This window comes from Streptomyces sp. NPDC001027, from assembly GCF_040299045.1.
GTDB lineage: Bacteria > Actinomycetota > Actinomycetes > Streptomycetales > Streptomycetaceae > Streptomyces.
This window is the reverse complement of sequence record NZ_JBEPBI010000025.1, coordinates 19,321-40,466: the sequence shown is the minus strand read 5'-3', so window position 1 is coordinate 40,466 and position 21,146 is coordinate 19,321. Positions and strand designations below refer to the sequence as shown.

At 69.9% G+C, this 21,146-nt stretch carries 19 protein-coding genes and 1 pseudogene; 9 read left to right on the top strand and 11 right to left on the bottom strand.

Annotation, left to right across the window (positions count from 1 at the left end; all coding sequences use genetic code 11):
- Positions 1-22: 22 nt before the first annotated feature.
- Together ABT300_RS10645 and ABT300_RS10640 are read right to left on the bottom strand one after the other, a co-directional pair.
- The gene (locus ABT300_RS10645; RefSeq protein ID WP_351673902.1) at positions 23-1,495 is read right to left on the bottom strand and encodes an APC family permease; all 1,473 of its coding nucleotides are present in this window, start codon (positions 1,493-1,495) and stop codon (positions 23-25) included.
- A 134-nt stretch (positions 1,496-1,629) separates the two neighbouring features.
- Entirely contained in the window at positions 1,630-2,328 is a 699-nt protein-coding gene (locus ABT300_RS10640) for a FadR/GntR family transcriptional regulator (protein WP_452986979.1), read from the bottom strand.
- A gap of 198 nt (positions 2,329-2,526) precedes the next feature.
- Between ABT300_RS10640 and ABT300_RS10635 the strand changes: the two genes are divergently transcribed.
- The 4 genes from ABT300_RS10635 to ABT300_RS10620 all read left to right on the top strand — a co-directional run bounded on the left by ABT300_RS10635 (position 2,527) and on the right by ABT300_RS10620 (position 6,428).
- Positions 2,527-3,996 carry an amino acid permease gene (locus ABT300_RS10635; protein ID WP_351673901.1) on the top strand — a complete coding sequence of 490 codons (1,470 nt, stop codon included), beginning with the start codon at positions 2,527-2,529 and terminating at the stop codon, positions 3,994-3,996.
- Positions 3,997-4,264: 268 nt separating this feature from the next.
- Positions 4,265-4,726, top strand: coding sequence for a hypothetical protein (locus tag ABT300_RS10630; RefSeq protein WP_351673900.1), 462 nt, complete (start codon positions 4,265-4,267; stop codon positions 4,724-4,726).
- Positions 4,723-6,117, top strand: a complete 1,395-nt coding sequence (locus tag ABT300_RS10625) for a hypothetical protein (RefSeq protein ID WP_351673899.1) — start codon at positions 4,723-4,725, stop codon at positions 6,115-6,117. The genes ABT300_RS10630 and ABT300_RS10625 overlap by 4 nt, the downstream gene beginning before the upstream one ends.
- Positions 6,117-6,428 carry a hypothetical protein gene (locus ABT300_RS10620; protein ID WP_351673898.1) on the top strand — a complete coding sequence of 104 codons (312 nt, stop codon included), beginning with the start codon at positions 6,117-6,119 and terminating at the stop codon, positions 6,426-6,428. The genes ABT300_RS10625 and ABT300_RS10620 overlap by 1 nt, the downstream gene beginning before the upstream one ends.
- Positions 6,429-7,218: 790 nt before the next feature.
- Here ABT300_RS10620 and ABT300_RS10615 read toward each other — a convergent pair.
- Together ABT300_RS10615 and ABT300_RS10610 are read right to left on the bottom strand one after the other, a co-directional pair.
- On the bottom strand, positions 7,219-7,656 hold the full coding sequence (locus ABT300_RS10615; protein ID WP_351673897.1) for a PASTA domain-containing protein: 438 nt from the start codon (positions 7,654-7,656) through the stop codon (positions 7,219-7,221).
- Positions 7,657-7,718: 62 nt separating this feature from the next.
- Entirely contained in the window at positions 7,719-8,240 is a 522-nt protein-coding gene (locus ABT300_RS10610; RefSeq protein WP_351673896.1) for a SigE family RNA polymerase sigma factor, read from the bottom strand.
- Between the two features lie 435 nt (positions 8,241-8,675).
- Between ABT300_RS10610 and ABT300_RS10605 the strand changes: the two genes are divergently transcribed.
- Both ABT300_RS10605 and ABT300_RS10600 read left to right on the top strand, forming a co-directional pair.
- Positions 8,676-9,578 (top strand): helix-turn-helix domain-containing protein, encoded by a 903-nt coding sequence (locus ABT300_RS10605; protein WP_351673895.1) that lies wholly within the window; start codon positions 8,676-8,678, stop codon positions 9,576-9,578.
- Between the two features lie 190 nt (positions 9,579-9,768).
- Positions 9,769-10,734: an SMP-30/gluconolactonase/LRE family protein gene (locus tag ABT300_RS10600; RefSeq protein WP_351673894.1), complete on the top strand. Its 966-nt coding sequence runs from the start codon at positions 9,769-9,771 to the stop codon at positions 10,732-10,734.
- Between the two features lie 215 nt (positions 10,735-10,949).
- Here the strand turns inward: ABT300_RS10600 and ABT300_RS44435 are convergent.
- Positions 10,950-11,465: pseudogene (locus ABT300_RS44435) on the bottom strand (DUF397 domain-containing protein).
- A 296-nt stretch (positions 11,466-11,761) separates the two neighbouring features.
- On the opposite strand from ABT300_RS44435, the gene ABT300_RS10585 reads away from it, so the two are divergent.
- Together ABT300_RS10585 and ABT300_RS10580 are read left to right on the top strand one after the other, a co-directional pair.
- The gene (locus tag ABT300_RS10585) at positions 11,762-12,112 is read left to right on the top strand and encodes an antitoxin VbhA family protein (protein WP_351673893.1); all 351 of its coding nucleotides are present in this window, start codon (positions 11,762-11,764) and stop codon (positions 12,110-12,112) included.
- Positions 12,109-12,681 (top strand): Fic/DOC family protein, encoded by a 573-nt coding sequence (locus ABT300_RS10580; RefSeq protein ID WP_351673892.1) that lies wholly within the window; start codon positions 12,109-12,111, stop codon positions 12,679-12,681. Before ABT300_RS10585 ends, ABT300_RS10580 begins: the two co-directional genes overlap by 4 nt.
- A 392-nt stretch (positions 12,682-13,073) precedes the next feature.
- Here the strand turns inward: ABT300_RS10580 and ABT300_RS10575 are convergent, their stop codons facing one another.
- Positions 13,074-13,409 carry a TIGR04141 family sporadically distributed protein gene (locus ABT300_RS10575; protein WP_351673891.1) on the bottom strand — a complete coding sequence of 112 codons (336 nt, stop codon included), beginning with the start codon at positions 13,407-13,409 and terminating at the stop codon, positions 13,074-13,076.
- Positions 13,410-13,663: 254 nt separating this feature from the next.
- On the bottom strand, positions 13,664-14,122 hold the full coding sequence (locus tag ABT300_RS10570) for a hypothetical protein (RefSeq protein WP_351673890.1): 459 nt from the start codon (positions 14,120-14,122) through the stop codon (positions 13,664-13,666).
- A gap of 1,250 nt (positions 14,123-15,372) precedes the next feature.
- Between ABT300_RS10570 and ABT300_RS10565 the strand changes: the two genes are divergently transcribed.
- Positions 15,373-15,951 carry a hypothetical protein gene (locus tag ABT300_RS10565; protein WP_351673926.1) on the top strand — a complete coding sequence of 193 codons (579 nt, stop codon included), beginning with the start codon at positions 15,373-15,375 and terminating at the stop codon, positions 15,949-15,951.
- 156 nt (positions 15,952-16,107) lie between these two features.
- Here the strand turns inward: ABT300_RS10565 and ABT300_RS10560 are convergent, their stop codons facing one another.
- The 4 genes from ABT300_RS10560 to ABT300_RS10545 all read right to left on the bottom strand — a co-directional run bounded on the left by ABT300_RS10560 (position 16,108) and on the right by ABT300_RS10545 (position 21,138).
- Positions 16,108-17,283, bottom strand: a complete 1,176-nt coding sequence (locus ABT300_RS10560; RefSeq protein WP_351673889.1) for an esterase-like activity of phytase family protein — start codon at positions 17,281-17,283, stop codon at positions 16,108-16,110.
- Between the two features lie 188 nt (positions 17,284-17,471).
- Entirely contained in the window at positions 17,472-18,434 is a 963-nt protein-coding gene (locus tag ABT300_RS10555) for an ABC transporter permease (RefSeq protein WP_351673888.1), read from the bottom strand.
- On the bottom strand, positions 18,434-19,570 hold the full coding sequence (locus tag ABT300_RS10550) for an ABC transporter permease (RefSeq protein WP_351673887.1): 1,137 nt from the start codon (positions 19,568-19,570) through the stop codon (positions 18,434-18,436). Before ABT300_RS10550 ends, ABT300_RS10555 begins: the two co-directional genes overlap by 1 nt.
- The gene (locus ABT300_RS10545) at positions 19,567-21,138 is read right to left on the bottom strand and encodes an ABC transporter ATP-binding protein (protein WP_502977914.1); all 1,572 of its coding nucleotides are present in this window, start codon (positions 21,136-21,138) and stop codon (positions 19,567-19,569) included. The genes ABT300_RS10550 and ABT300_RS10545 overlap by 4 nt, the downstream gene beginning before the upstream one ends.
- Between the last annotated feature and the right edge of the window lie 8 nt (positions 21,139-21,146).

Here is a 21,146-nt window from a genome sequence, read left to right as displayed (position 1 = left end):
GGGGCGGCGGCCGGGGCGGCGGTCACTCCGCGTCGGCGACGACCGAGCCGACCCGGTCGGCCAGGCCCGGGTCGCGTCGGACCAGGAGCGTCGCGTAGCAGACGGCCGCGACGAGGGTGGCGAGTGCGGCGTACGGGAACCAGCTGTACGGGGCGGGCTGTCCCGGCTTGGCGAGGTAGTACAGCGGGACCAGTACGGCGAGGGCGCCGGCCGCGGGCAGCACCACGTGCCGCACGATCCGGAACTCCTGCGGACGGTACCTGCGGTAGTACAGCGGCAGCGCGATGTTGGACGCGAGGTAGACCAGCAGGATCAGGATGGCGCCCAGGGTCGACGACTCGGCGAAGAACACCACCGGGTTCATCTGACCGCCCTCGGCGCCGAGCACATGCCCGAGGCCCCAGCCGACGATGATCAGCAGCGCGGTCGCGGCGAAGGTGACGATCGCGTTGTTCGGCGTGCGGCGCGTGGGGTGCACATAGCCGAAGAAGGACGGGAGCAGCCCCTCGCGCCCCGCGTTGAACACCAGCCTGGCCTGGGAGTTGATGCCGGCGATCAGCGCGCCGAGGGTGGAGGTCAGGCCGCCGACGTAGGCGAGGAGGGCGAGCGCGCCGAGCGTGTGCTGGGCGACGTCGATGAAGGGGATGCGGGAGTCCCCGAGCCGCTGGACGTCGTAGCCGAAGCCGGTGACGGTGGCGTAGGCGAAGAGGATGTAGCTCATCGTCATGATCGCGACGGAGGAGAAGACGGCGCGGCCGACGTTGCGCCGCGGGTTCTCCGTCTCCTCGGCCAGCGCCGCCGAGTTCTCCCAGCCGATGAACAGGTACACCGCCAGCGGGAAGCCCGCCGCGAGCCCCTTGACGCCGTGGGTGAGGTGGGAGGGCAGGAACGGGGCCGCGGAGAGGTCGCCGCGGTGCTCGACGAGCGCCGCGACGGAGACGACGACCAGGACGAGCATCTCGACGACGAAGAAGTAGCCGGCCCACTTGGTGGAGACCACGATCCCGCGCAGCATCAGCACCACCGACAGACCGGTCAGCAGCACCGTCCAGATGATCCACGGCAGGTCGACGCCGGTGTAGTGGTTCAGGGTGATCTGCATGAACCCGCCGGAGATCGCGATGACGGAGGCCATCGCGATGATGTAGCCGAGTCCGGCGAGCAGCGCCGTGGTCACGGCGCTGACCGGCCCGAAGGTCTTGCCCACGAAGGTGGTGAAGCTGCCGGCCGAGGGGTGCGCCCGGGAGAACTCGGCCAGCGTGTTGCCGAACAGCGCTACCGCCGCGCCCGCCGCCACGATGGTCAGCGGGGAGGCCACGCCCGCCGTGGTGGCGAGGAAGGCGAATCCGAAGAAGAAGCTCATGGCCGGGCCGACGTTGGCCATCGTGGCCGCGGCGATGTCCGCCATGCCGAGGACGCCGCCGCGCAGCCGCTGGGGCGTGCCGTCGGCCGGGCCCGACCTCGGCGACGGTCCGGCGGATCCGGACTCAGCCATGGCGGCGGCTCCCTTCCGAGAGGTCGATTCGGTTCGGCTCTGCGCGGTCGGTGCTGCGCGGTCTGTGCTGTGCTGTCGGTGCTGTGGATGGTCGTGAGGTGACTTCGGCGGTGCGGCGGTGCGGCGCGGCGCGGTCAGTGCGGTTCGGCGTGCCGGTGTGCCTTCACGGCCCGTACCGCCGGGTCCATCGCGCCGCGGCCCAGTTCGTCGAGCAGGTCCAGGTGACAGCGGTTGCGGGCCCGTACGACCGCGGGGTCCGGCGCGGGCCCCAGCAGGCACTGCTTGCCGAGCAGGTCGGCGGCGAACTCCCTGATCCCGGCACCGCCGAGCGTCTCGGCGAGGTCGAGGTGGAAGCGGGTCTCCAGTTCGAGCAGCCGGGCCGGGTCCCCGTCCAGGTCCATCTCCTCGACCAGCGCCCGCAGCCCGTCGAGCCGGTCGGCGGGCAGCTCGCCCGCGGTGTGCGCGACGAGCCCGCACTCGAGCAGCAGGTGGAAGGACTCCAGGGCGCCCGCCTCGTCGACGTCGTACATCGCGGCGACGACCGCGTCCCAGTCGGCCGCGACGAAGGTCCCGCCCGCCCGGCCCCGACGGCGGTCGAGCAGACCGTCCTGGCACATGACCTCCAGCGCGCGGCGCACGGTGATCTCACTGATCCCGAGCTCGTCGGCGAGGACCCCCGCGTCCGGCAGCCGGTCCCCCGGCGCGACGGACCGCAGCCGCACCCGCAGGGCGATCCGGGACCGGACGAGCTCCGCTCCTGTGGGGCCCCGGCCGGCCAGGACGCGTGTGTCCCAGCCGCTGTAGGGGCCGAACTTGCCCGGTGCATTCACCACGGCGCCACCTTAACGGCCTGGCGAGCGGGGTCACGGTGTGGTCCACAGAGGGCTCCCGGAAGAGAGGGTTCCGCGCTGCACGAAAAATAGAGCAAGGTGAACAGTTAAACAAGTCTTGTTCTTTTCGATCGTACTGAACTAATTTCCAGACGCTCCTGGTCCGCCCTCCCTGTCCGTACTCTCCCCATGGATGTCGAGATGACCACAACCGTCCCCAAAACGCCCCCCGCCGCGCCCGGCGGCCCCGGCGACTCCGGCGGCCTCCAGGCCGGCCTCAAGAACCGTCACCTGTCGATGATCGCGATCGGCGGCGTCATCGGCGCCGGCCTGTTCGTCGGCTCCGGCTCCGGCATCGCCGCCGCCGGCCCCGGCATCCTCGTCTCGTACGCGCTCGTCGGCGTCCTCGTCGTCCTCGTGATGCGCATGCTCGGCGAGATGGCCGCCGCCAACCCCACCTCCGGCTCGTTCTCGGCCTACGCGGACCGCGCGCTGGGCCGCTGGGCCGGCTTCACCATCGGCTGGCTGTACTGGTTCTTCTGGGTCGTGGTGCTCGCCGTCGAGGCGACGGCCGGGGCGAAGATCCTGGCCGGCTGGATCCCCGCGGTGCCGCAGTGGGGCTGGGCCCTGATCGTCATGATCGTCCTGACGGCCACCAACCTGGTCTCGGTCAGCTCCTACGGCGAGTTCGAGTTCTGGTTCGCCGGCATCAAGGTCGTCGCCATCGCCGCGTTCATCGCGCTCGGCGGCCTGGCGATCTTCGGGCTGCTGCCCGGCTCCGACCACCCGGCGAGCGGCTTCTCCAACCTCACCGCGCACGGCGGCTTCCTCCCCAACGGCCCCGGCGCGATCCTCACCGGCGTCCTGATGGTCGTCTTCTCCTTCATGGGCAGCGAGATCGTCACCCTGGCCGCGGGCGAGACCGCCGACCCGCGGGCCGCCGTCACCAAGGCCACCAACAGCGTGATCTGGCGGATCGCGGTGTTCTACCTGGGCTCGATCCTGATCGTGGTGTCGCTGCTGCGCTGGGACGACCCGGCAATCCTCAAGGACGGCTCCTACGTCGCCGCCCTGAGCTCCATCGGCATCCCGCACGCCGCGCAGATCATGAACACCATCGTGCTGACCTCGGTGCTGTCCTGCCTCAACTCGGGCCTGTACACCGCCTCGCGCATGGCGTTCTCGCTCGGCCGCCGGGGCGACGCCCCGGCCGCCTTCGGACAGACCACGGCCCGCGGCGTCCCCCGCGCCGCCATCCTGGCCTCGGTGGTCTTCGGGTTCGTCGCGGTCGCCTTCAACTACCTCTGGCCCGACACGGTCTTCCAGTTCCTGCTCAACTCCTCCGGCGCGATCGCCCTGTTCGTCTGGCTGGTGATCTGCTTCTCCCAGCTGCGCATGCGCAAGGTCATCGAGCGCGAGTCCCCGGAGAAGCTGGTCGTCCGCATGTGGCTCTACCCCTACCTGACCTGGACGACCATCGCCCTGATCACCTTCGTCCTCGGCTACATGCTCACCGACACGGCCGACGGCGGCGGCCGCGACCAGGTGGTGCTGTCGACGGCGGTGGCGATCGCGGTGGTGGTGTTCGCGGTGGTGCGCGGTCGCGTGTCGGGCAGGACCGAGGCCCGGGAGACCGCCGACACGGCTCCGGGCGGCGCGCCCCTGTCCTGACCCACCGGAGCACCGGGGATCCCCTCCCGTCCGCTTCAGGCCCCCGCCGGGACAGCCGTCCCGCCGGGGGCCTGCTCCGTTCCCTGGTCGACGGTCCCCCTCAGGCCCTCCACGAACACAACCGGCCGCGCGGCCGGCCCCGGTTGTGCGCGACTGGCCAAGACCCTGTGTGAACCGGGCCACGGGCGGAGCGGCGAGGTTCCGACGCACAGAGCACCGGTGGCATGATCGACTGGCTGTTCGAGATGACGGACCAAGGGGGAACAGGTTGTCTTTCGAAGAGGAATGGGCCCAGTTGAAGGCCGACGCCCTGGCGCGTCAGCAGAGCGGCACGCACACCGGCATGCAGATCGACCACGTCCCGGCGGACAGCGGCGGCGGCAGCGCCGCCCCGACCGCCGGCTCTCTGGTCGCCAAGGCCGAGTCGATCAACGGCAACGCGAACCTGCTGATCGAGATCGCCGGCTTCCTCCACGAGGGCCGGCCCGACGCCGAACTGACCACCATGGCCCGGCGACCCCGCACGCCCGAGGACGTGGCCGCGCAGGTGGCACGGTTCGCGGGATTCGCCGACGACCAGTATCTCGACGCGGTCGCCCTGTTCGCGGCACTGTCCACCCGCCTCAGGACGACCGGCAGCGGCTTCGTGAAGATCGAGGACGACACGGCCCGGCACTTCCTCGACAGCGTCCTCGAATACGGCCAGTACGTCGCCCCGGAGGCACGATGAGCGGCGGCAGCGGCATCAGCCACCGCAAGGACGTCGAGTTCCTGGAGGACTGCAACCCGCCCCTCGTCGAACGCAACGCGGACGAGTTCAAGCGTCTGCACGACATGCTGGTGGCGGTTGACCCCTCCGCCGAGCGCGCCGAGAAGCACACCCGGTGGAAGAGCGAGGGCAGTCAGCACTACGAAGCCCGGCTCACCGAGGGACGCAAGCTCCTCGCACAGCTCGCGGAGGGCTACGACAAGGCCGCCGGCGCACTGCGCAGTTACGCGTTCGCGCTGCAGGTCGCCAAGGCCCACTACGACAACGGCAAGGCGAACGAGCAGTCCCTCGCGGACCTGATCCACACCAAGGGCACGGCGATCACACGTGACGCCCAGGAGGCGGAGCCGATGCGCCAGTGGGAGGACATGCGGGCCACCACCGGCGTCATGGACTTCTTCGGCGAACTGACCATGGACGTCGACGATATCCGCGACGACGCGAACCGGCTGCACGACGCCGCCGGCGGGGACTTCCACCTGGCCAGGACGACGGAGCACGAGGCGCGGGAGATCTGCGTGCACGAACTCAAACAGGCCTATGACCTGCTGCCGGACTTCCGGATGGGCTTCATCGAGCGGGTCGACGTCGCCTCGGCGATATCGGAGTTGCGACGGGAGGCGGCCGAGGCGAGCACGAACCCGTTGACGCGACTGCCCGGCAGCGGCCCCAAGCAGGACTACTACCCGCTCGCCGGCGACGACATCGTCTCCCCGGCCCTGCGGGACATCCGCCTCCAGGTCGCCAACCTCCCCGGTGCGACCGACAGTTACTGGAACCCGCCGTCCACCGCACAGGACCGTACCGACTGGATCGCGGCGAACAAGGAGATCATCAAGGCCGCGGCACGCAATTCGGGGCTGCCGCCGGACATGGTCGCCGGCATCGCATGGCAGGAGATCGGCGGACAGCCCGGCATCCTGGACGACATCACCGACACCCTCCGGGAGCAGGCGGACTCCCCCCTGAGCCCGATCGCTCCCGAGAGCCTGCCGTGGCGGGTCGGCGGCGACCCCGACAACACGTCCATGGGTCCCATCGCCATCCAGGTGCGCCGTGGCGCCGAGGTCCTGGGCTACGACCCCGAGCACCTCACCGACCAGCAGCGCGGCATGGTGGAGACGGCGCTGCAGGACCCCGGGCAGAACATCTTCATCGCCTCGGAGTACCTGGCCCAGCTGAAGGCGGAGAGCGAGTTCGCCGACGTGCCGGCCGAGGAGATGACACCGGCCCAGTACCAGGAGCTCGCCGCCCGCTACAACGGCGGCCCGTACTGGCGGACCGAGGACGCCCAGGCCTACGGTCGCGGATTCGCGAACGATCTGAACGAGGCAAGGAACGCACTGCGCTGATGACCGGCCCCTCCCCCGTGGACGACGACCGCGGCTGCCTCCGCGCGGTCCTCGCCGTCCCCCTCACCCTGCTCACCCTGATCGCCGCGTACTTCTGCTGGACGGCGCTGACCATCACACCGTCCGGCGCCTGGGACGACGACGCCCACGCCGGCATCACCCTGTCGTGCGTCCTCACCCTCGCGTCCACCGCGACCGCGGCGGCCCTGTGGCTGGCGCCGTCGACACGCAGAGCCCTCCCCTGGCAGTGGCTGCTCCCGGCCCTCCTGCTGGGCACGGTCGCGGCAACACGGTGGGCCGTGGGCGGTTAGAGCGTGTTCGCCCGGCCACCGGCTGAGCGTTGGTGATCTCCGAGCCGCATCGGCGCGAGGTCGACGACCGCGCCCGCCGCATCGCAGAGGCCGTCGGCGTCCGCTGTATCGGTCACCCGTTTCGAGGTGGCGTGGCCTATGTCGCGCAGGGCCCGTTCGGCTGGTTGAGTGACACCTTCAGTTGGTACGTGACGACTTGGGGGGCCAAGGCATGGCAACAGATACCCACGACGGACCGGATCCGGAAGCAGCCGGACGTGGGCAGCGAGTCCTCGATCTCCTGGACAAGGCGATCGACCTCCAGACCCCACTGGTGCGCAGGAACATCGCCCGAGCCCGCCAGCGGAACACAGAGGCGACACCGGCACAGAGGCCAAGCAGGGAATCATCGTTCTCGGCCGAGTGGCGCCGTTCGGTATCGGCGCTGTGATCGGCGGAGGCGCCAACGCCGCCCTCGCCACCCTGGCAGTGAGGGCCGCTCGTCGCGCGTTCGGCCCGGCCCCGGAGTCGTGGCCAGGGCAGACGGACGGCACGGCGTCGACGTCCGAGGACGAGCAAGGCTGACGTCCGGTGCGCTGAAGGGCCCGCCACAGCCGACAGGTCAGGATGCCCCGAGCAGGCGCACCGCTCAAGATCGAAGACCCGGCGAACCCACCCAGGACCAGCGCAACGCGCTCGCGGAGCTGAGCGCCAACGGGGCATGACGTTGCTGCCTGGTCGTGTGATGCTGTGACGGGCGCCCGCCCCTGATTGACGCAGGGGCGGGCGTCCGTACCAGCTCAGGGCCTGGTCAGCCGGCGCAGACGGTGAAGTTGACCGTGTCGCCCGCCTTGACGGTCTTCGGGGCGTGCGGGGACACGCCGAGCACCGAGCCCGGCTTGCAGCCCTTGACGGCCTTCTCGGTGACGGTGCCGAGCTTCGTCTGCGTCTTCTCCACGTACGCCTTGGCCCACTCCAGGCTCCAGCCCTCGAATTCGATCGGGAGGGTCTGGCCGTCGGAGAAGAGGAACAGCATGGTGGTGGCATCGCTGTCGGTGGCCGTGCTGGTGGCCGCCGGGGTCGAGCTGCTGCCGCCGCCGACCGAGGTGGCCAGGGCCGTGCCCCCACCCACCGCGATGAGGGCGGCGGCGAGGGCGGCGATGCCCATCGTGCGCCTGCGCCGGGTGCGGCGCATGATCTGGGGCGCGTCGAAGTCGGGGGCCTCGGCGGAGTTCGCGAATCGGTTCATGGCGTTCATCAGTTCCTCTTCGAAAGGTGTGCAGCCGGAAGGCCGTGCGTCGCCGTACGAGTTCATCGGATTCCTTCCGTGTGCTGCCGTGGCGAAGGGGCGGAAAGTGCAGGGATCTGGCCTCTGAGCTTCTCGATCCCGCGAGCGAGCTGAGAGCGCACCGTGCTGGGCAATATGTCCAGGTCGGCTGCGATCTCGGTGTCGGAGAGGTCGTGGAAATACCGCAGCACCACGACCGTGCGCATCCGCATGGGCAGTTGTTGCAGGGCACGCACCAACTGGTCCCGGTTGTCCACCCGCCCGAACTCGTCCCCCGGGGCGGCTTTGTCACCGCGTTCCGGATCGGAGGTCGTGACCAGGCGGCGGAACCTACGCCAGCGGTCGTTGGCCAGGTTCACCATGATCCGCCGCACGTAGAGGTCCGGAGCGTCCTTCCCGGCGATGGTGCGCCACTTGCGGCAGGCCCGCTCCAGGGTCTCCTGGACCAGGTCCTCCGCTGCCTCACGGTTGCCCGTCAGGACGAAGGCGCCCCGGAACAGCGCGGTCGACCTCGCGGCGACGAAAGCCTGGAAGTCCGTCTCCATACGCTCCTCCCTTCCTGTCACCTCTCCTCGACGTGAACACCGCCTCATCTGCTGCACGGTCGCACTGAGACCTGGGTCACAGGCGTCGATGCCGCCCGGCGCAACCTCTTCCACCGCCTGATCGGCCGGCTCTACCGCTGCCGCATAAACGCGAACGGCCAGTGTGGTACGGGTCGTGTCCTTCGAGTCGCGGACATGAACCCCGCCGGGCGGGCGGCGGCGCCGACGCGTTCGCCGCCGTTGCCGGCCCGTGACCGCTCATGAACCAGGCCGGACGGACACGACCTCACCGCGTGACCGGGCAGGGCGCCGCAGAAGAACCGCACCCATCGGCGACGGCCGGTTCACCCAGCTGCCCTGCGGCAGCCGGCCCGGCCGGTGACTAGTCACGGCAGGGACAGGTTGCCTTCCGCGGGTCGGCCCATACTCGAATCCATGAACGGAAAAGTGCGGCTCGGCGACTTCCTGCAGGCGCGGCGCTCCCGACTGCGTCCCGAGGACGTCGGGGTGCCGACCTACGGGGAGCGGCGGCGCGTGCCGGGGCTTCGGCGCGAGGAGTTGGCACTGCTGGCGGGCGTGAGTGCTTCCTACTACACCCGGCTGGAACAGGGGCAGTCGCTCAACGCCTCGCCGGAGGTACTGGACGCGATCGCCGGCGCCCTGCGGTTGGACGAGTCCGAGCGCCTGCACCTGCACACCCTGGCCCGGTCGCCCGAGCACCGCAGCCGGGGCCGACGGCCGGCGCCGGAGCGGGTGAGTGAGGCGACCGGCCAGTTGCTCGACGCTCTGGCGGACGTCCCCGCGATCGTGATCGGCCGCCGTAGCGACGTCCTGGCCTGGAACCGGCCGGGCCATGCCCTGTTCGCCGGACACCTGGACCCCAGTGCCGTCGACCGGCCCTCGGAGCGCCCCAACATGGCCAGACTGGTGTTCCTCGACGCCCATACCCACGACCTGTACACGGACTGGCCGAGCAAGGCCAGGGCGGTGGTGGGGAGGCTGCGTCTGGTGGCGGGCCAGTACCCGGACGACGCCGCGCTGCACGCGCTGATCGGCGAACTGAGCGCCAAGAGCACGGACTTCGCCTCGATGTGGGCCGATCACCGCGTCAAGGACTGCACCGTCGCCGTCTACGGGATGCGGCACCCGCTGGTCGGCGAGCTGACCGTGACCCAACAGACCCTGAGCCACGGGCCGGGCCCGAGCACCCTGGTCGCCACCACCGAGGCCGGCTCACCCTCGCACACCGCACTGGCCCTCCTCACCCAGGCCACACCCGCCCGTACCCCCGCCGCCCCGGCCCCGGACCCGACTCCGGCCCCGGTCAGCACCGGCTGACCCCACACACCACCCGGCGCTCGGCCCGTCCCGCGAGCGCCCGTCCCACCCGGGCACGGCCCCGCGAACCGCGAACCGGCCGCTGCCCGAAGCGACCCTGCCCCGGGCGCCTGACGCCCCGGGCAGGAGCCATCCACCCCTGTGCGTCGGCGTACCGCTGCCGCATGCCCGAAAACAGTGAAGGACCCCCATGTTCAAGAAGCTCTCCCGGACCGCGGTGTCGGCCGCGGCCCTGACCGCCGCAGCCGCCGCGATGATCAGTCCCACCACGGCGTCGGCCGCCTCCGCTCCGCTGGACAGCGCACGGATCGCGACCCATTTCGACCTGGCCAAGGGCCAGACGCCGGAGAACATCGCCCTCGCCCCGGGCGGCAACGCGTACGTCACCTTCGCCGCCGCCCGCCAGATCGCCGAGCTCACCCGGTCCGGCGCGACCCGGATCCTGGCCACCCTGCCCGCACCCTCCGACGGCGGCGTCCACACCCCGGTCCTGGGCTTCGCCCTGACCACCGGCATCGTCCGCGCCCACGACGGCACCCTGTACGTCCTCTACGCCACCGGCACCTCCGACCTCACCGGTCTGTGGCGCCTGCGTCCCGGCGGTCAGCCGCAGCGTATCGCCGCCCTGCCCGCCACCGGCCTGCCCAACGGCCTGGCCCTGGACGCGCGCACCCGCACCCTGTACATCACCGACTCCGTCCTCGGCGCCATCTGGAGCGTGCCCACCAGCGGAGGCACCCCCACCGCCTGGTCCACCGCCCCCGAACTGGCCTCCACCGGATTCCTCGGCGCCAACGGTCTGAAGATCCACAACGGGGCGGTGTGGGCCACCAACCTCGACAAGGGCACCGTCCTGCGCATCCCCGTCCTCCGCGGCGGACGCGCCGGCCAGGTCCAGACCCGGGCCACCGGCCTGCCCGGCATCGACGACTTCGCCTTCACCGGCCACGGCAACCGGATCCTGGCCACCCTCAACGGCACCAGCCAGGTCGCCCTCGTACAGCCCGACGGCACCCACTCCACCGTCCTGACCGCCGCCGACGGCCTCCAGAACCCCACCTCCATCGCCCTGCGCGGCAACACCGCCTACATCCTGAGCGCCGCCTACCTCACCGCCAAGGACCCCAACCTCGCCCTCGCCCACCTCAACAGGTGACACCCCACTCGCGTGCACTGCGCACGCGCAGCCCGTTCGAGCCACCGCGCTCGTAACGACACCGGCACCCCGCTCCGACGCCGGAGCGGGGTGCCGGCGCGTGACAGGACTGTGCGCGGCGTCGCCCGCCGATCTCGCCACGGATGTAGGCGGCGTACCCGTCCGGCCACGACAAAGGGGCGGCCCCGCCACGCACACCGAGAGCCCTGTCGCCGTCAGAGCGCCGCGAACTCGACGAACGCGGTCCACGCCGTGGGGTCCACGGTCAGTGCGGCACGGGTCGTGTCCTTCGAGTCTCGGACGTGGACCGTGGCGGGTGGGCGGCGACCTCGACGCCGGGCCAGTCGTGCGGCCAGTCTCTGCTCGATGAGCGCTTCGTCCAGCAGTGGCTGCCACGTGGCAAACACCGATCGCGCGTATTCCTTGGTCCGCAGAAGACCGTTGACCAGCTGAGTGTCGTACACATGAAGCTCGACCGCCTCAGCCTCCAGCTTGGCCGCGTCCCTGAAGAACGCCGGCTACCGGACGCGAGCCACCTCCTCCTTGCTCGCGCTCAACACCCCGCCTGCCTGCAGCACTTCATCCGCCTGGTCGATGAACTTCGGCGGCGGAAGCCGTTGAAAGATCGGAAAGGACCGCCGACGCAGGTCAGAGGCCCTTTCCCCAGGCAACACCGCAGGTGGCGGCAGACGAGTCGGGCTGTACGCCGGGGAGAGTCTTCGCAGCGCTATGACCTGCACAAACGTGCAGGTAGGACGTTTCCGTGGCTACCTTGACGGCTACGCAAGGTGGCACCCCGCGCCGGAGCGGTCCGGACGGGGGCTTTGTCGTTCTCGAAGAGGTCGGCCCTGGTGGCCACCGAGGCGGACGGCGTCACCAACGACATGGTGATCACCGAACTCAACCGGCGCGATGTACCGGCGGACGGGGTTGGGCCTACCTCCCGGGCCGCCCGAGGCGGGACACTCACCGGAATCCGTACTAGAATCTGTACAGAATCAAGCCTCTATATGGGTACGGTGACAGCATGGAGATCCCTGAGGTCGTGACCGTCAGCGACGCGCGCGCGCGACTGTCGCGGATCCTGACCGACCTGTCGGAGTCCGGCGCGAACGCCGACCCGGTCCTGATCGGCGCCCACCGCAAGCCCCAGGGCGTCCTCCTGTCCGTCGAGGCCTTCGAGGCGCTGAGCGGCCGAGCGGCGCGACGTGCGGCCGTCGCCTCGGCCACCGGCTCCATCGAGGCCGAGGGGCTCCACGCCTCCGAGGCCTCCGACCGCGACACCGAGGCGTACGTGAAGGGCGACGTCGACGCGGACACCCTGGTCGCCCGCGCGATCGCCCGCCACCGACAGACTTCGGAGCGGCGGGCAGGGTGAACGATCCGTACGCCTTGCCCAACGGCGTGCTGCGCAACACACTCGGCATCACCGACCATCAGCTCCTCGCGGCAGCGGAGGCGGACATCACCCGGGCGCGCCTCGTGATGCTCACCGAACGCCCCTTACCCGGCGTGTACGACCTCGGCCATCTCCAAGCGTTCCATGCCGCGATCTTCGGCGACATCTATCCGTGGGCAGGCGAGTTACGCACTGTGAACATCGCCAAGCGCACACCGTTCTGTCCGGCGAGAAACCTGGTTTCCTACGCCGGAGAGGTATTCGGCCGTCTCGCCTCCTCTGGTCAGCTTCAGAATCTCCCCCGGCAGGAGTTCGTCATCCAACTGGCCACGTTGTACGGCGACCTGAACGTCCTCCACCCGTTCCGCGAGGGCAACGGCCGTGCCCAGCGGGCGTTCCTGGCCCAGCTCAGCGCGGACGCGGGATACGACCTGAACTGGTCGGGCATCGACCCTCAACGCAACGAGGACGCCTCGGTAAAGAGCTTCCTCGGCGACAACAGCCTGTTGGAGCAGATACTCGACGAGCTCATCACCACCACGGGGTGACGCCTCTGTCTCCCGACCAGCAGGCGCGTCGCCTGTCGTCTGGCACGTGCCAGGCCGAAATGGAGTGCATCGGTTCCCAGAAACGTGGCGCGCCGAGAACACCCTGACGGTCTCCTCTGTCCGGTTGGCGCGGAGTTGCGCTTCGAACCGGTCGGCCGTTGTCTGCTGCTCGACTTCGGTTTCGGCCACCTTCGCATACTGCAGCGAACCCGACGGTGGTCTCGTAGACCGCGAGCCCATCAACGGTTGGGCGGAGCGTAGCCTCAGCAGGAACATAGACACGAGGTGGTTCCCCCGTGGGACGAGCGACTCGTGCGAGTGGGGGTGTGTCCCCGCGTTGGGGAAGCCCCTCGATCCGCGATTCGGCGCGGTGCAGCGCCGTCCGGACGTTGTCACGGTCGAAGCAGACGTACCCGGGCCGCAGGTCGGGCACCGACTCGTTGTACGTCCGCTCCGTGTCCCCCGAGCACCCAGGCCGGAACGTCGACCGAGGGCGTGCCGGTGATGAGCCGCTCGGCCTGCGAACGGATCGCCGCCAGGTACGCCTCGCCTATCTCGTACCACTGCCCGTCCAGCAGGAAGAACCGGCTGCCGAGCGCCACCTCCGCCTCAATCCAACGCAGCACGTGCGAGGTCCAGATGACGTCGCCTTTCTCCGCCCGGGTGTGCGAGTAGAGGGTGACCGTGCCGTCCCGGAGCGCGGCGAAGCGCGTTCCGGGCCTCGGCACGCGGCCCGGTTGAGGACGTACTCCAGGCTGAAGTCGTCGGTGAGGTACGCCTCCGTGCTGTGCGCCTTGGTGGCGAACGCCCGGGCGGCGGCGTAGTCGTCCCAGTGCTCGGACGGGACGGCGACGGCGATACGTCCGTCCGGCTGCTCGCCGAGCATGTCGTCGAGCCGCTCCTCAAGCCGCATGACGAGGTCGTCGTCCGAGGCGTGTCCGCCCCCGAGCTGGCCATGGTTGGCGCCTTCCCACTGGTGGTGTCATGCGATGCCCTGAGCCGGCATCCCGATCCCTGAGCCGTTGCCACGCGGCCGACTGCTGAAGTCCACGAACACCAAGGCGACACCGGCCGTTTCGAGAGTGGCCTCCATCCAGTCCAAGGCCACCCCGAAGGACACGCCGCGAGCACCGAACCAACCGTCGCGCACCAAGCAGGCGAAGCCGGTCGGCACCAGGTGGCGGGTGAGCATGTCGGTAGAAAGACATGGGAGACCATGCGCCGCGGCCTCCGAGACCGCTGCCGCGATCTGGCCGTAGGGGCAGATCGCGCCGGGACTCGTCCGATGCAGAGCAGCAGTGAAGGGCACCTGCTCGTGAATGCGGAGAAAGAGAGGGTCGTTCAGCAAGCCGTAATCGTCTGCGCTGCGTTGGGCGGGTCTCGGCAGCCGGTGAACACGGCCGAGGAAATCGTCCAGACTGTGCCGGGCGTCGGACGACAAGAGCTCGTTCGGGTCAGGGCACAGGTAGCGCAGTACGGCAACAGCTCCTGGACTTCCCTCTCGACATCAGGGGAGATGCGCCGGAGATTGGCGAACACGATGTCCGCGCCGACAGTGACGGGACCGCTCTCCGGTAACGACCTCGCGAGTGCGCCGTCCCGCTCGCCGCCGGCGCACCAGAGCCCCGAGAAAGGCACCAAGTCTCGAAGCCTTCGCGCACAGGTGACGACGACCTTCCGGTCCCGGTCGGTCTCATGAGCAGGGCGCACGATACCCAGCCCCCAGATCCGCTCCGGTTGCTTCCTGACACCTTCTTCATCCTGCTGGTCGGCAGGAGCAAGCAGGATCGCGAGGTGTGACTTGACCTCGGACCAGTCACGGCAGGATTGGGAGTAGGACCTTTCCTTGGTGTGGTCGGCATCGAGCAGGCGAAGTCAGTCATTGTCAGGGCGCAGAATCGCCAGCCGTGGCGATCGCGCCGAAGATGGGAAATCTACCCGCTTTGGTTGTGCGAACGTCATCCACTCCCCCGAACAGCCTGCCACCACGCCGAGCCAGGCTCAGGGGAATGGTGGCGCGCCAGCTCCAACTTCCGGCTACACATCCCCCGTTCTCTCTGCCCCCGCCGACTCCGTTACCCCTTCTCCCAGTTCCTCAGAGACCAAGCCTACGGACCCACCGATTGCCTGACGCCCGGTCAACGGTGCGCGCAGGTCGTTGTCCCCCGCGTCAAACGGCCCACCCTGGAAAGTACATCCGTCCGCTGGTGGAGGGTCCCTTGCATTCGGGCAAGCTGGGCAGTAGCGCACGGAGAATCACCGCAGCCCAGTGATCAGGGCGAGTGCCCACAGGGGCCGCGTGGGTGGCTACCTTCGAGGCTACGTACGTAGCTGCGAACTCCGGTTTGAACCCGTACACCACTTCCCTGGACGCAACCGGGCTGCGCCGGCAGCATGGCCGCCGCACGTGACCCAGTCGACAGGCGGTGATCTACATCCCGGTCTTTCAAGAGAGGCTGCTCGCCGCCAGATCGATGAGGACAGTGGGATCGTAGACCTGCAAGGGTCGGCTGTTTACAAGCGGTTTTGGGGCGCCACTGCCCGGTCCAAGAGTGGCTCCACGCCGTACGAAGTTGATCTGGCTCCACCGTGCGGGTGTGACCCATCAATTTCTGGATCCCAGTTCACCTACAAGGGCTGTAGCCACTGCGGCAGGCCTTCGGAGCGAGTGAGTGAGACGCTGTCGCTGTGATGGAACGGAAGACATTTCAGACGCATCTACGGCGGGCTGCCGCCGGCATCCTGGGGCGCGTCCCCGAGCAGCTGAAGCGTGAGATATACGTCCTGGCCTTCAGCATCTGGCGCATCGATGCCGACAACCGCCGCCCGTGCGTGGACATCGGCTACAACACGGAGAGTCAGTACGAGGAGGCGATGCGCCGAGATCCCGATCCCTGGGAGGCGCGCTGGAACTATGCCTTCTGGATCCTTGAAGGCTTTGACAAGCTCGGCAACGTCCCCCAGGACCCTGTCGGCGGCCCGCTCTACGAGGAGGAGGCCAGGAACCTCGGCATCTGGTACGACGGCGAGTTCGATCTCGGTCGGATGCTGGAGGACGATGAGCTTCGCGCCAAGTCCCGCCTCCTCGAACTCCACTTCCACGACGCCGTTGTCGACCTCTCCCGTCACCTCCATGCGAGCGGCACGATCGAGAGGATATTCGGCCGCCCACTTCCCGTGGTCGTGTTCGACATGGACTGCCCAGGCCGGGAGGAGGAGGCCACCAAAGCCGCCAACCCGGCCGAACTGATCGAGGAATTTCTGGCGTGAATCCCGGTATCCCGACACTCTCGCGACCGCGCTGTACGGTCGACTCCCACCGAGTCGCTCCCTTGAAGCTGCGTTTCGCGGGGCGGGGGAACCGATCCAGGCTCCCCCGCAGCCCTGGCGGGTACGACATCACCTCATTTCAGGTTGCGTAGGCGATCAGATGCCGTGCGCGGCGAAGGCGATGACCTGGGTCACCTGGCGTGCGGCGAAATTGTTGTCGGAGACCAGGACGACAGTGCGACTGCCGTCCGGGAGGCGGGGGCCGAGGGTGATGCCCTCCACGTTGTCGACACGGGACAGCCCGGGGACGTCGGACAGGTCGGTCACGAGCGTCTTGCGGGCCGGCTTGAGCGACCGGGTCGATGCTCCAGTGAGGGAGTCCCGGCCCAGCACGTCGGTGGCGCCGTGCAGGTCGACCAGGTAGATGCGGGCCTTCCAGTTGTTGTCGCTGTAGATCGAGGCGCGCTCCAGGACCAGGAAACGGTCGTGGCCGAGGGCCACGATGTCGCTGACGCCGTTGGTGTCGGTGCTGCCCGCCGGGGGCGTGGCGAACAGCGGTTCAAGTGGGTAGGCGTACTGGGCCAGCGGCAGCCCGGTGCGTGCGTCGTGGACGGTGATGCGGGTGAGGGCGCCGTGCTCGGGGGTGGGGTCATCGCCGTCCTGGTAGAGGGGGTCCTCCATGGCGGTGACGATCCGCCGGCCGTCCGGGGTGAAGGTGACCCCTTCCAGGGTCTGGTTCTGGCGCGGGCCGAACTGCTGTGCGTTCATGTGCAGTTGCGGGGGCAGCGGAAGCTGACCGGTGTAGGCGCCGGTTGTGGTGGCACGGCGGATCCAGGGATCCCCGAGGAGAGCCGGCGCACCGGAGGGGACGATGCGCTCCCCCTCGCTCGTCCAGACCAGGCTGCCGTCGTGCGGGTCGACGGCGATGCCCTCCGGATCGGGTGCCACGGTGGAGGTGGCGGTCGAGGTGGGCGGGAAGGTGGTGCCGTCCGCGCGGAGCCACGGGTGGGTTCCGGTGAGTTCGACGTCCCCGAGGGCACCGTGGGCGAAACCGATGCGAGCGGTGTAGAAGCGGGCAGGGTCGGTCTGCGACCGGTCGTCGCTGATGAGGTAGTACGTGCCCGACTTCGAGTCGTAGCTGATCGCGGACAGACCACCGACGGTGGTGTCCTGGAAGGGCATCGCGTTCGGTAGTTCCCGCTCGCCGAGGAAGGCCAGCCGGACGCCGTTGTCGTGGGCCGCAGCCGGTGTGGCGACGAGGGCGGGCAGGGAGGCGAGGACGAGAGCGGCGGCGGTGGCCGTGATCCGTGCGCGGGTGGCGCGGATGGTCATGGGGTCTCCGTACGTTGTCGAATGGTTCGCGGTGGGCGCGGGGGGCCTTGGGGGTCTTGGGAATCGGCTTCCACGGACCGGCGCTCCAGGCCGCCGGCCGACCGCAGTCTCTTGCCGAAGTCGGATACGACGGCCGGGTGTTCGCCCTTGTTACGCGCCTCTCCGGTCACACAGGCCGCCAGGCATCGTCATGGGGTCTTGAGAGCGGGCAGGTCGGTGAGCGGAGCGGGAACGGCGGCGGTTCGTGATGTGCGGCGGCGACGCCAGGCGAAGAACGCGAGGGCCAGGAGGGTGAACACGTACGGGATGGCGGAGACGAGCTGGGAGGGGATCGAGAGGTTTCCGAGCTGGACGGCGAGCGCCTCGGCGGTGCCGAACCCGAGGGCGGCGAGGAACACGCCCCAGGGGCGCAGCGCGCCGAGGAAGACGGCGGCCAGGGCGATGTAGCCGCGGCCCGCGGTCATGCCGGTGACGAAGAAGGACACGGCGCCCATGCTCAGGAACACTCCCGCCGCCCCGGCCAGCGCGCCGCTCAGCGCGAGGGCACGGAACTGGACCCGGTGGACGTGGATGCCGACCGAGCATGCCGCCTCGGGGTGCTCGCCGACCGCGCGCAGGTGGAAGCCGAACCGGGTCCGGTACAGCAGCCATGCGACCACCGGGGTGGCCGCGAGGGCGGCCCAGGTCAGCACGTTCTGCCCGCTGAGCACCGCGCCGAGGCCGGGTATGTCCTCGACCAGCGGTATGCGGACCGAGGGCAGCGCGCCACTGTGCAGCCGACTGGTGCCGCCCTTGTCGCCGAGCAGCGCGTACACGGTGTACGAGGTCACGCCCGCCGCCAGGAGGTTGAGGCCGATGCCCGCGATGATGGCGTCCGCGCCGAGGTACAGGTGCAGTACTCCGAGCAGCAGGGCGAGGAGTGCACCCGCGGCGATCCCGCAGGCGGCTCCGGCCCACACCGAGCCGCTGTACCCGGCGACCAGCGCACCGGTGCAGGCGGCGGCCAGCATCGAGCCCTCCAGGGCGATGTTGGGTACCCCGGCCCGCTCGGCGAGCAGCCCGCCGAGGGCGGCGAGGACGTACGGGGTGGACACCCCGAGGATCGCCGCGAGGAATGCCGTACTGAGGACGGCGTCGAGGACGGGACCCATCAGCGGGCCTCCCTTCGGGCGAGGTACCGCTTGACGAGTTCGGGCAGCGCGCGGGCGGTCACGAGCAGCACGATGACCGCCTGGATGATGGTCACAGCGTCGGAGCCGACGTCGGTCTGCTGCTCCATCACGTCGCCGCCGACCCGCAGGTAGGAGTAGAGCAGCGCCGCGGCGACAACTCCGATCGGGTTGTTGCGGCCCAGCAGGGCGACGACGATGCCCTCGAAGGCGAGGCCGCCGGCCATGTCGGGCTGCAGCCCGCCGTAGACGCCCAGCGCGAGGTGTGCTCCGGCGAGACCGGCCAGTGCGCCGCCGATGACGAAGCTCCACTCGATGGTGCGCGGTACGTCGAGACCGCCGTACCGGGCGAAGTCCGGGTTGGAGCCGGTGATCCGGATGCGGTAGCCGAGCGGTGTCCTGGCGAGCACGAACCACACGGCCGCGGCGACTGCGAGCATGCCGAAGAACCCGATGTTCGCCTGGTCGAGGGGGACGCCGAAGAAGTCGGACAGGAGCGGGAGCGCCGAGTCGGGGCGCACCGGGGCGGACTGCACGGCGGTGCTGTCGGGCGCCTTGAGGTGGTCGGTGAGGAGGTAGTCGAAGACCCGTACGACGACGGCGTTCAGCATCAGCGTGGCGACGATCTCGTTGGCACCGAGGCGGGCCTTCATCACCCCGGGTACGGCGCCCAGCGCGCCCCCGGCGAGGGCGGCGGCGCCTAGCGGTACCAGGACGGCGGCGACGGGCGGCAGGTGCAGGTTGATCGCTACCAGGGCGCTCGCCAGGGCGCCGGCGTAGACCTGGCCCTCCGCGCCGAGGCTGATCTGCCGGGCCCGGAAGGGGATCGCGACGGACAGGCCGAGCAGCGCCAGGGTGGTGGCGTCGGCAAGCCAGCGGCCGATCCGGGGCGTGCGTTCCAGCGGGCCGGTGAGCAGGGCGTTCAAGGCGCCTGTGGCGTCCTTGCCGGTGGCCAGGACCACCAGGAAGGCGACGAGGACGGCGACGGCGACGGTCAGTACGGTCATCGTCAGCTCGACGGCCACGGTACGGCGTCGGGTGGCCAGGAACTCCCTGCGACCCGCTGTCGCCTCGGGCCGGCCCTGCTGTTCGGCGGCCGGTTCCAGGGTCGAGGTCATCGGACACCTGCCATGAGCCGCTCGTGCGGATGCCGCTCCACGCCGAGCATGTACAGGCCCACTTTCTCTTCGGTGAGTCCGGCCGGGTCGTCGAAGCGTGCGGCGAGACGGCCGTCCTTGATGACCAGCAACCGGTCGGAGAGCGCGAGGATTTCGCCGAGGTCGGCGGAGACCAGCAGCACCGCCGCGCCCGCGTCCCGGGCCTCGATGAGCCGCTCGTACATGAAGTGCATGGCGCCGATGTCGACGCCCCGGGTCAGTTGTGCGGCGAGCAGCAGGCGGGGCCCGGCGGACAGTTCGCGGGCGACGACGACCTTCTGCAGGTTGCCGCCGGACAGTGCTCCGGCCGCCGTGTCGGGGTGCGGGGCGCGGATCGCGTAACGCCCGATCAGGTCCTCGGCGAGCTCACGTACGCGCCGGGTGCGCAGGACGCCGCGGCGGGCGACGGGGAGCCGGTCGTGGCGGTCGACAATCAGGTTGTCGGCGATGGAGCGGTCCAGGGCCGCCCCGTTGGACAGCCGGTCCTCGGGCACGTGGGCGACACCGGCCCGGCGGTGGCCGGCCGCGTCGAGGCGGGTGACGTCGGCGTCGTCCACGGTGACCGATCCGGCGGTGGGGCGGCGCAGCCCTGCGAGGAGTTCGACCAGTTCGGTCTGGCCGTTGCCCTCGACGCCCGCGAGGCCGACGATCTCCCCGGCCGCGATGTCGAAGGAGACACCGTGGACCGAGGGACCCGACAGTCCGCGTACCCGCAGCACTCCCTCCCCCGGGCGCGCCGGGGGTTTCGGCACGTCGAGGGACATCTCCCGGCCGACCATCATGGACGCCAGCTGCGCGGCCGTCGCTTCCTCGGTGCGTACGGTGGCGATCACCGACCCGGCGCGCATGACGGTGACACGGTCGCTGATCTCACGTATTTCCTTGAGCTTGTGCGAGATGAACAGCACGGTCATGCCCGAGTCGCGCAGCCGGCGGACCGCGGTGAAGAGGTCGGTGGTCTCCTGGGGGGTGAGCACGGCGGTGGGCTCGTCAAGGATCAGGATGCGGGCGCCCCGGTGCAGGGCCTTGAGGATCTCGGCGCGCTGGCGCATCCCCACCGACACCGCGTCGACCCTGGCTTCCGGGTCGACGGCGAGTCCCGACTCCTCGGCCAGTGCGGCGGTGCGTTCGGCGGCGGCCGCGCGGTCGACGCGGCCCGCCCGGCCCGGCTCGACGCCGAGGACGACGTTCTCGGCGATGGTGAACGACGGGACCAGCATGAGGTTCTGGTGGACCATGCCCACGCCGAGGGCGATGGCGTCCTGGGGCCCGGTGAACCTGACCGGCACGCCGTGCACGCCGATCTGCCCGGCCGACGGCTGTTCGAGTCCGTACAACAGCTTCATCAGCGTGGACTTGCCGGCCCCGTTCTGGCCGACGATCGCCCTGATCTCCCCAGCGGGTACCGAGAGGTCGACGTCGCTGACGGCGCGGGTGCCGTTGGGGTAGGTCTTGCCGAGGCCCGTGGCCTGCAGGGCGGGCGGTGGGTCGTCCCCGGTTCTGTCGTCTCTGTCCACGGTTCTGCCCATGGTTTCCA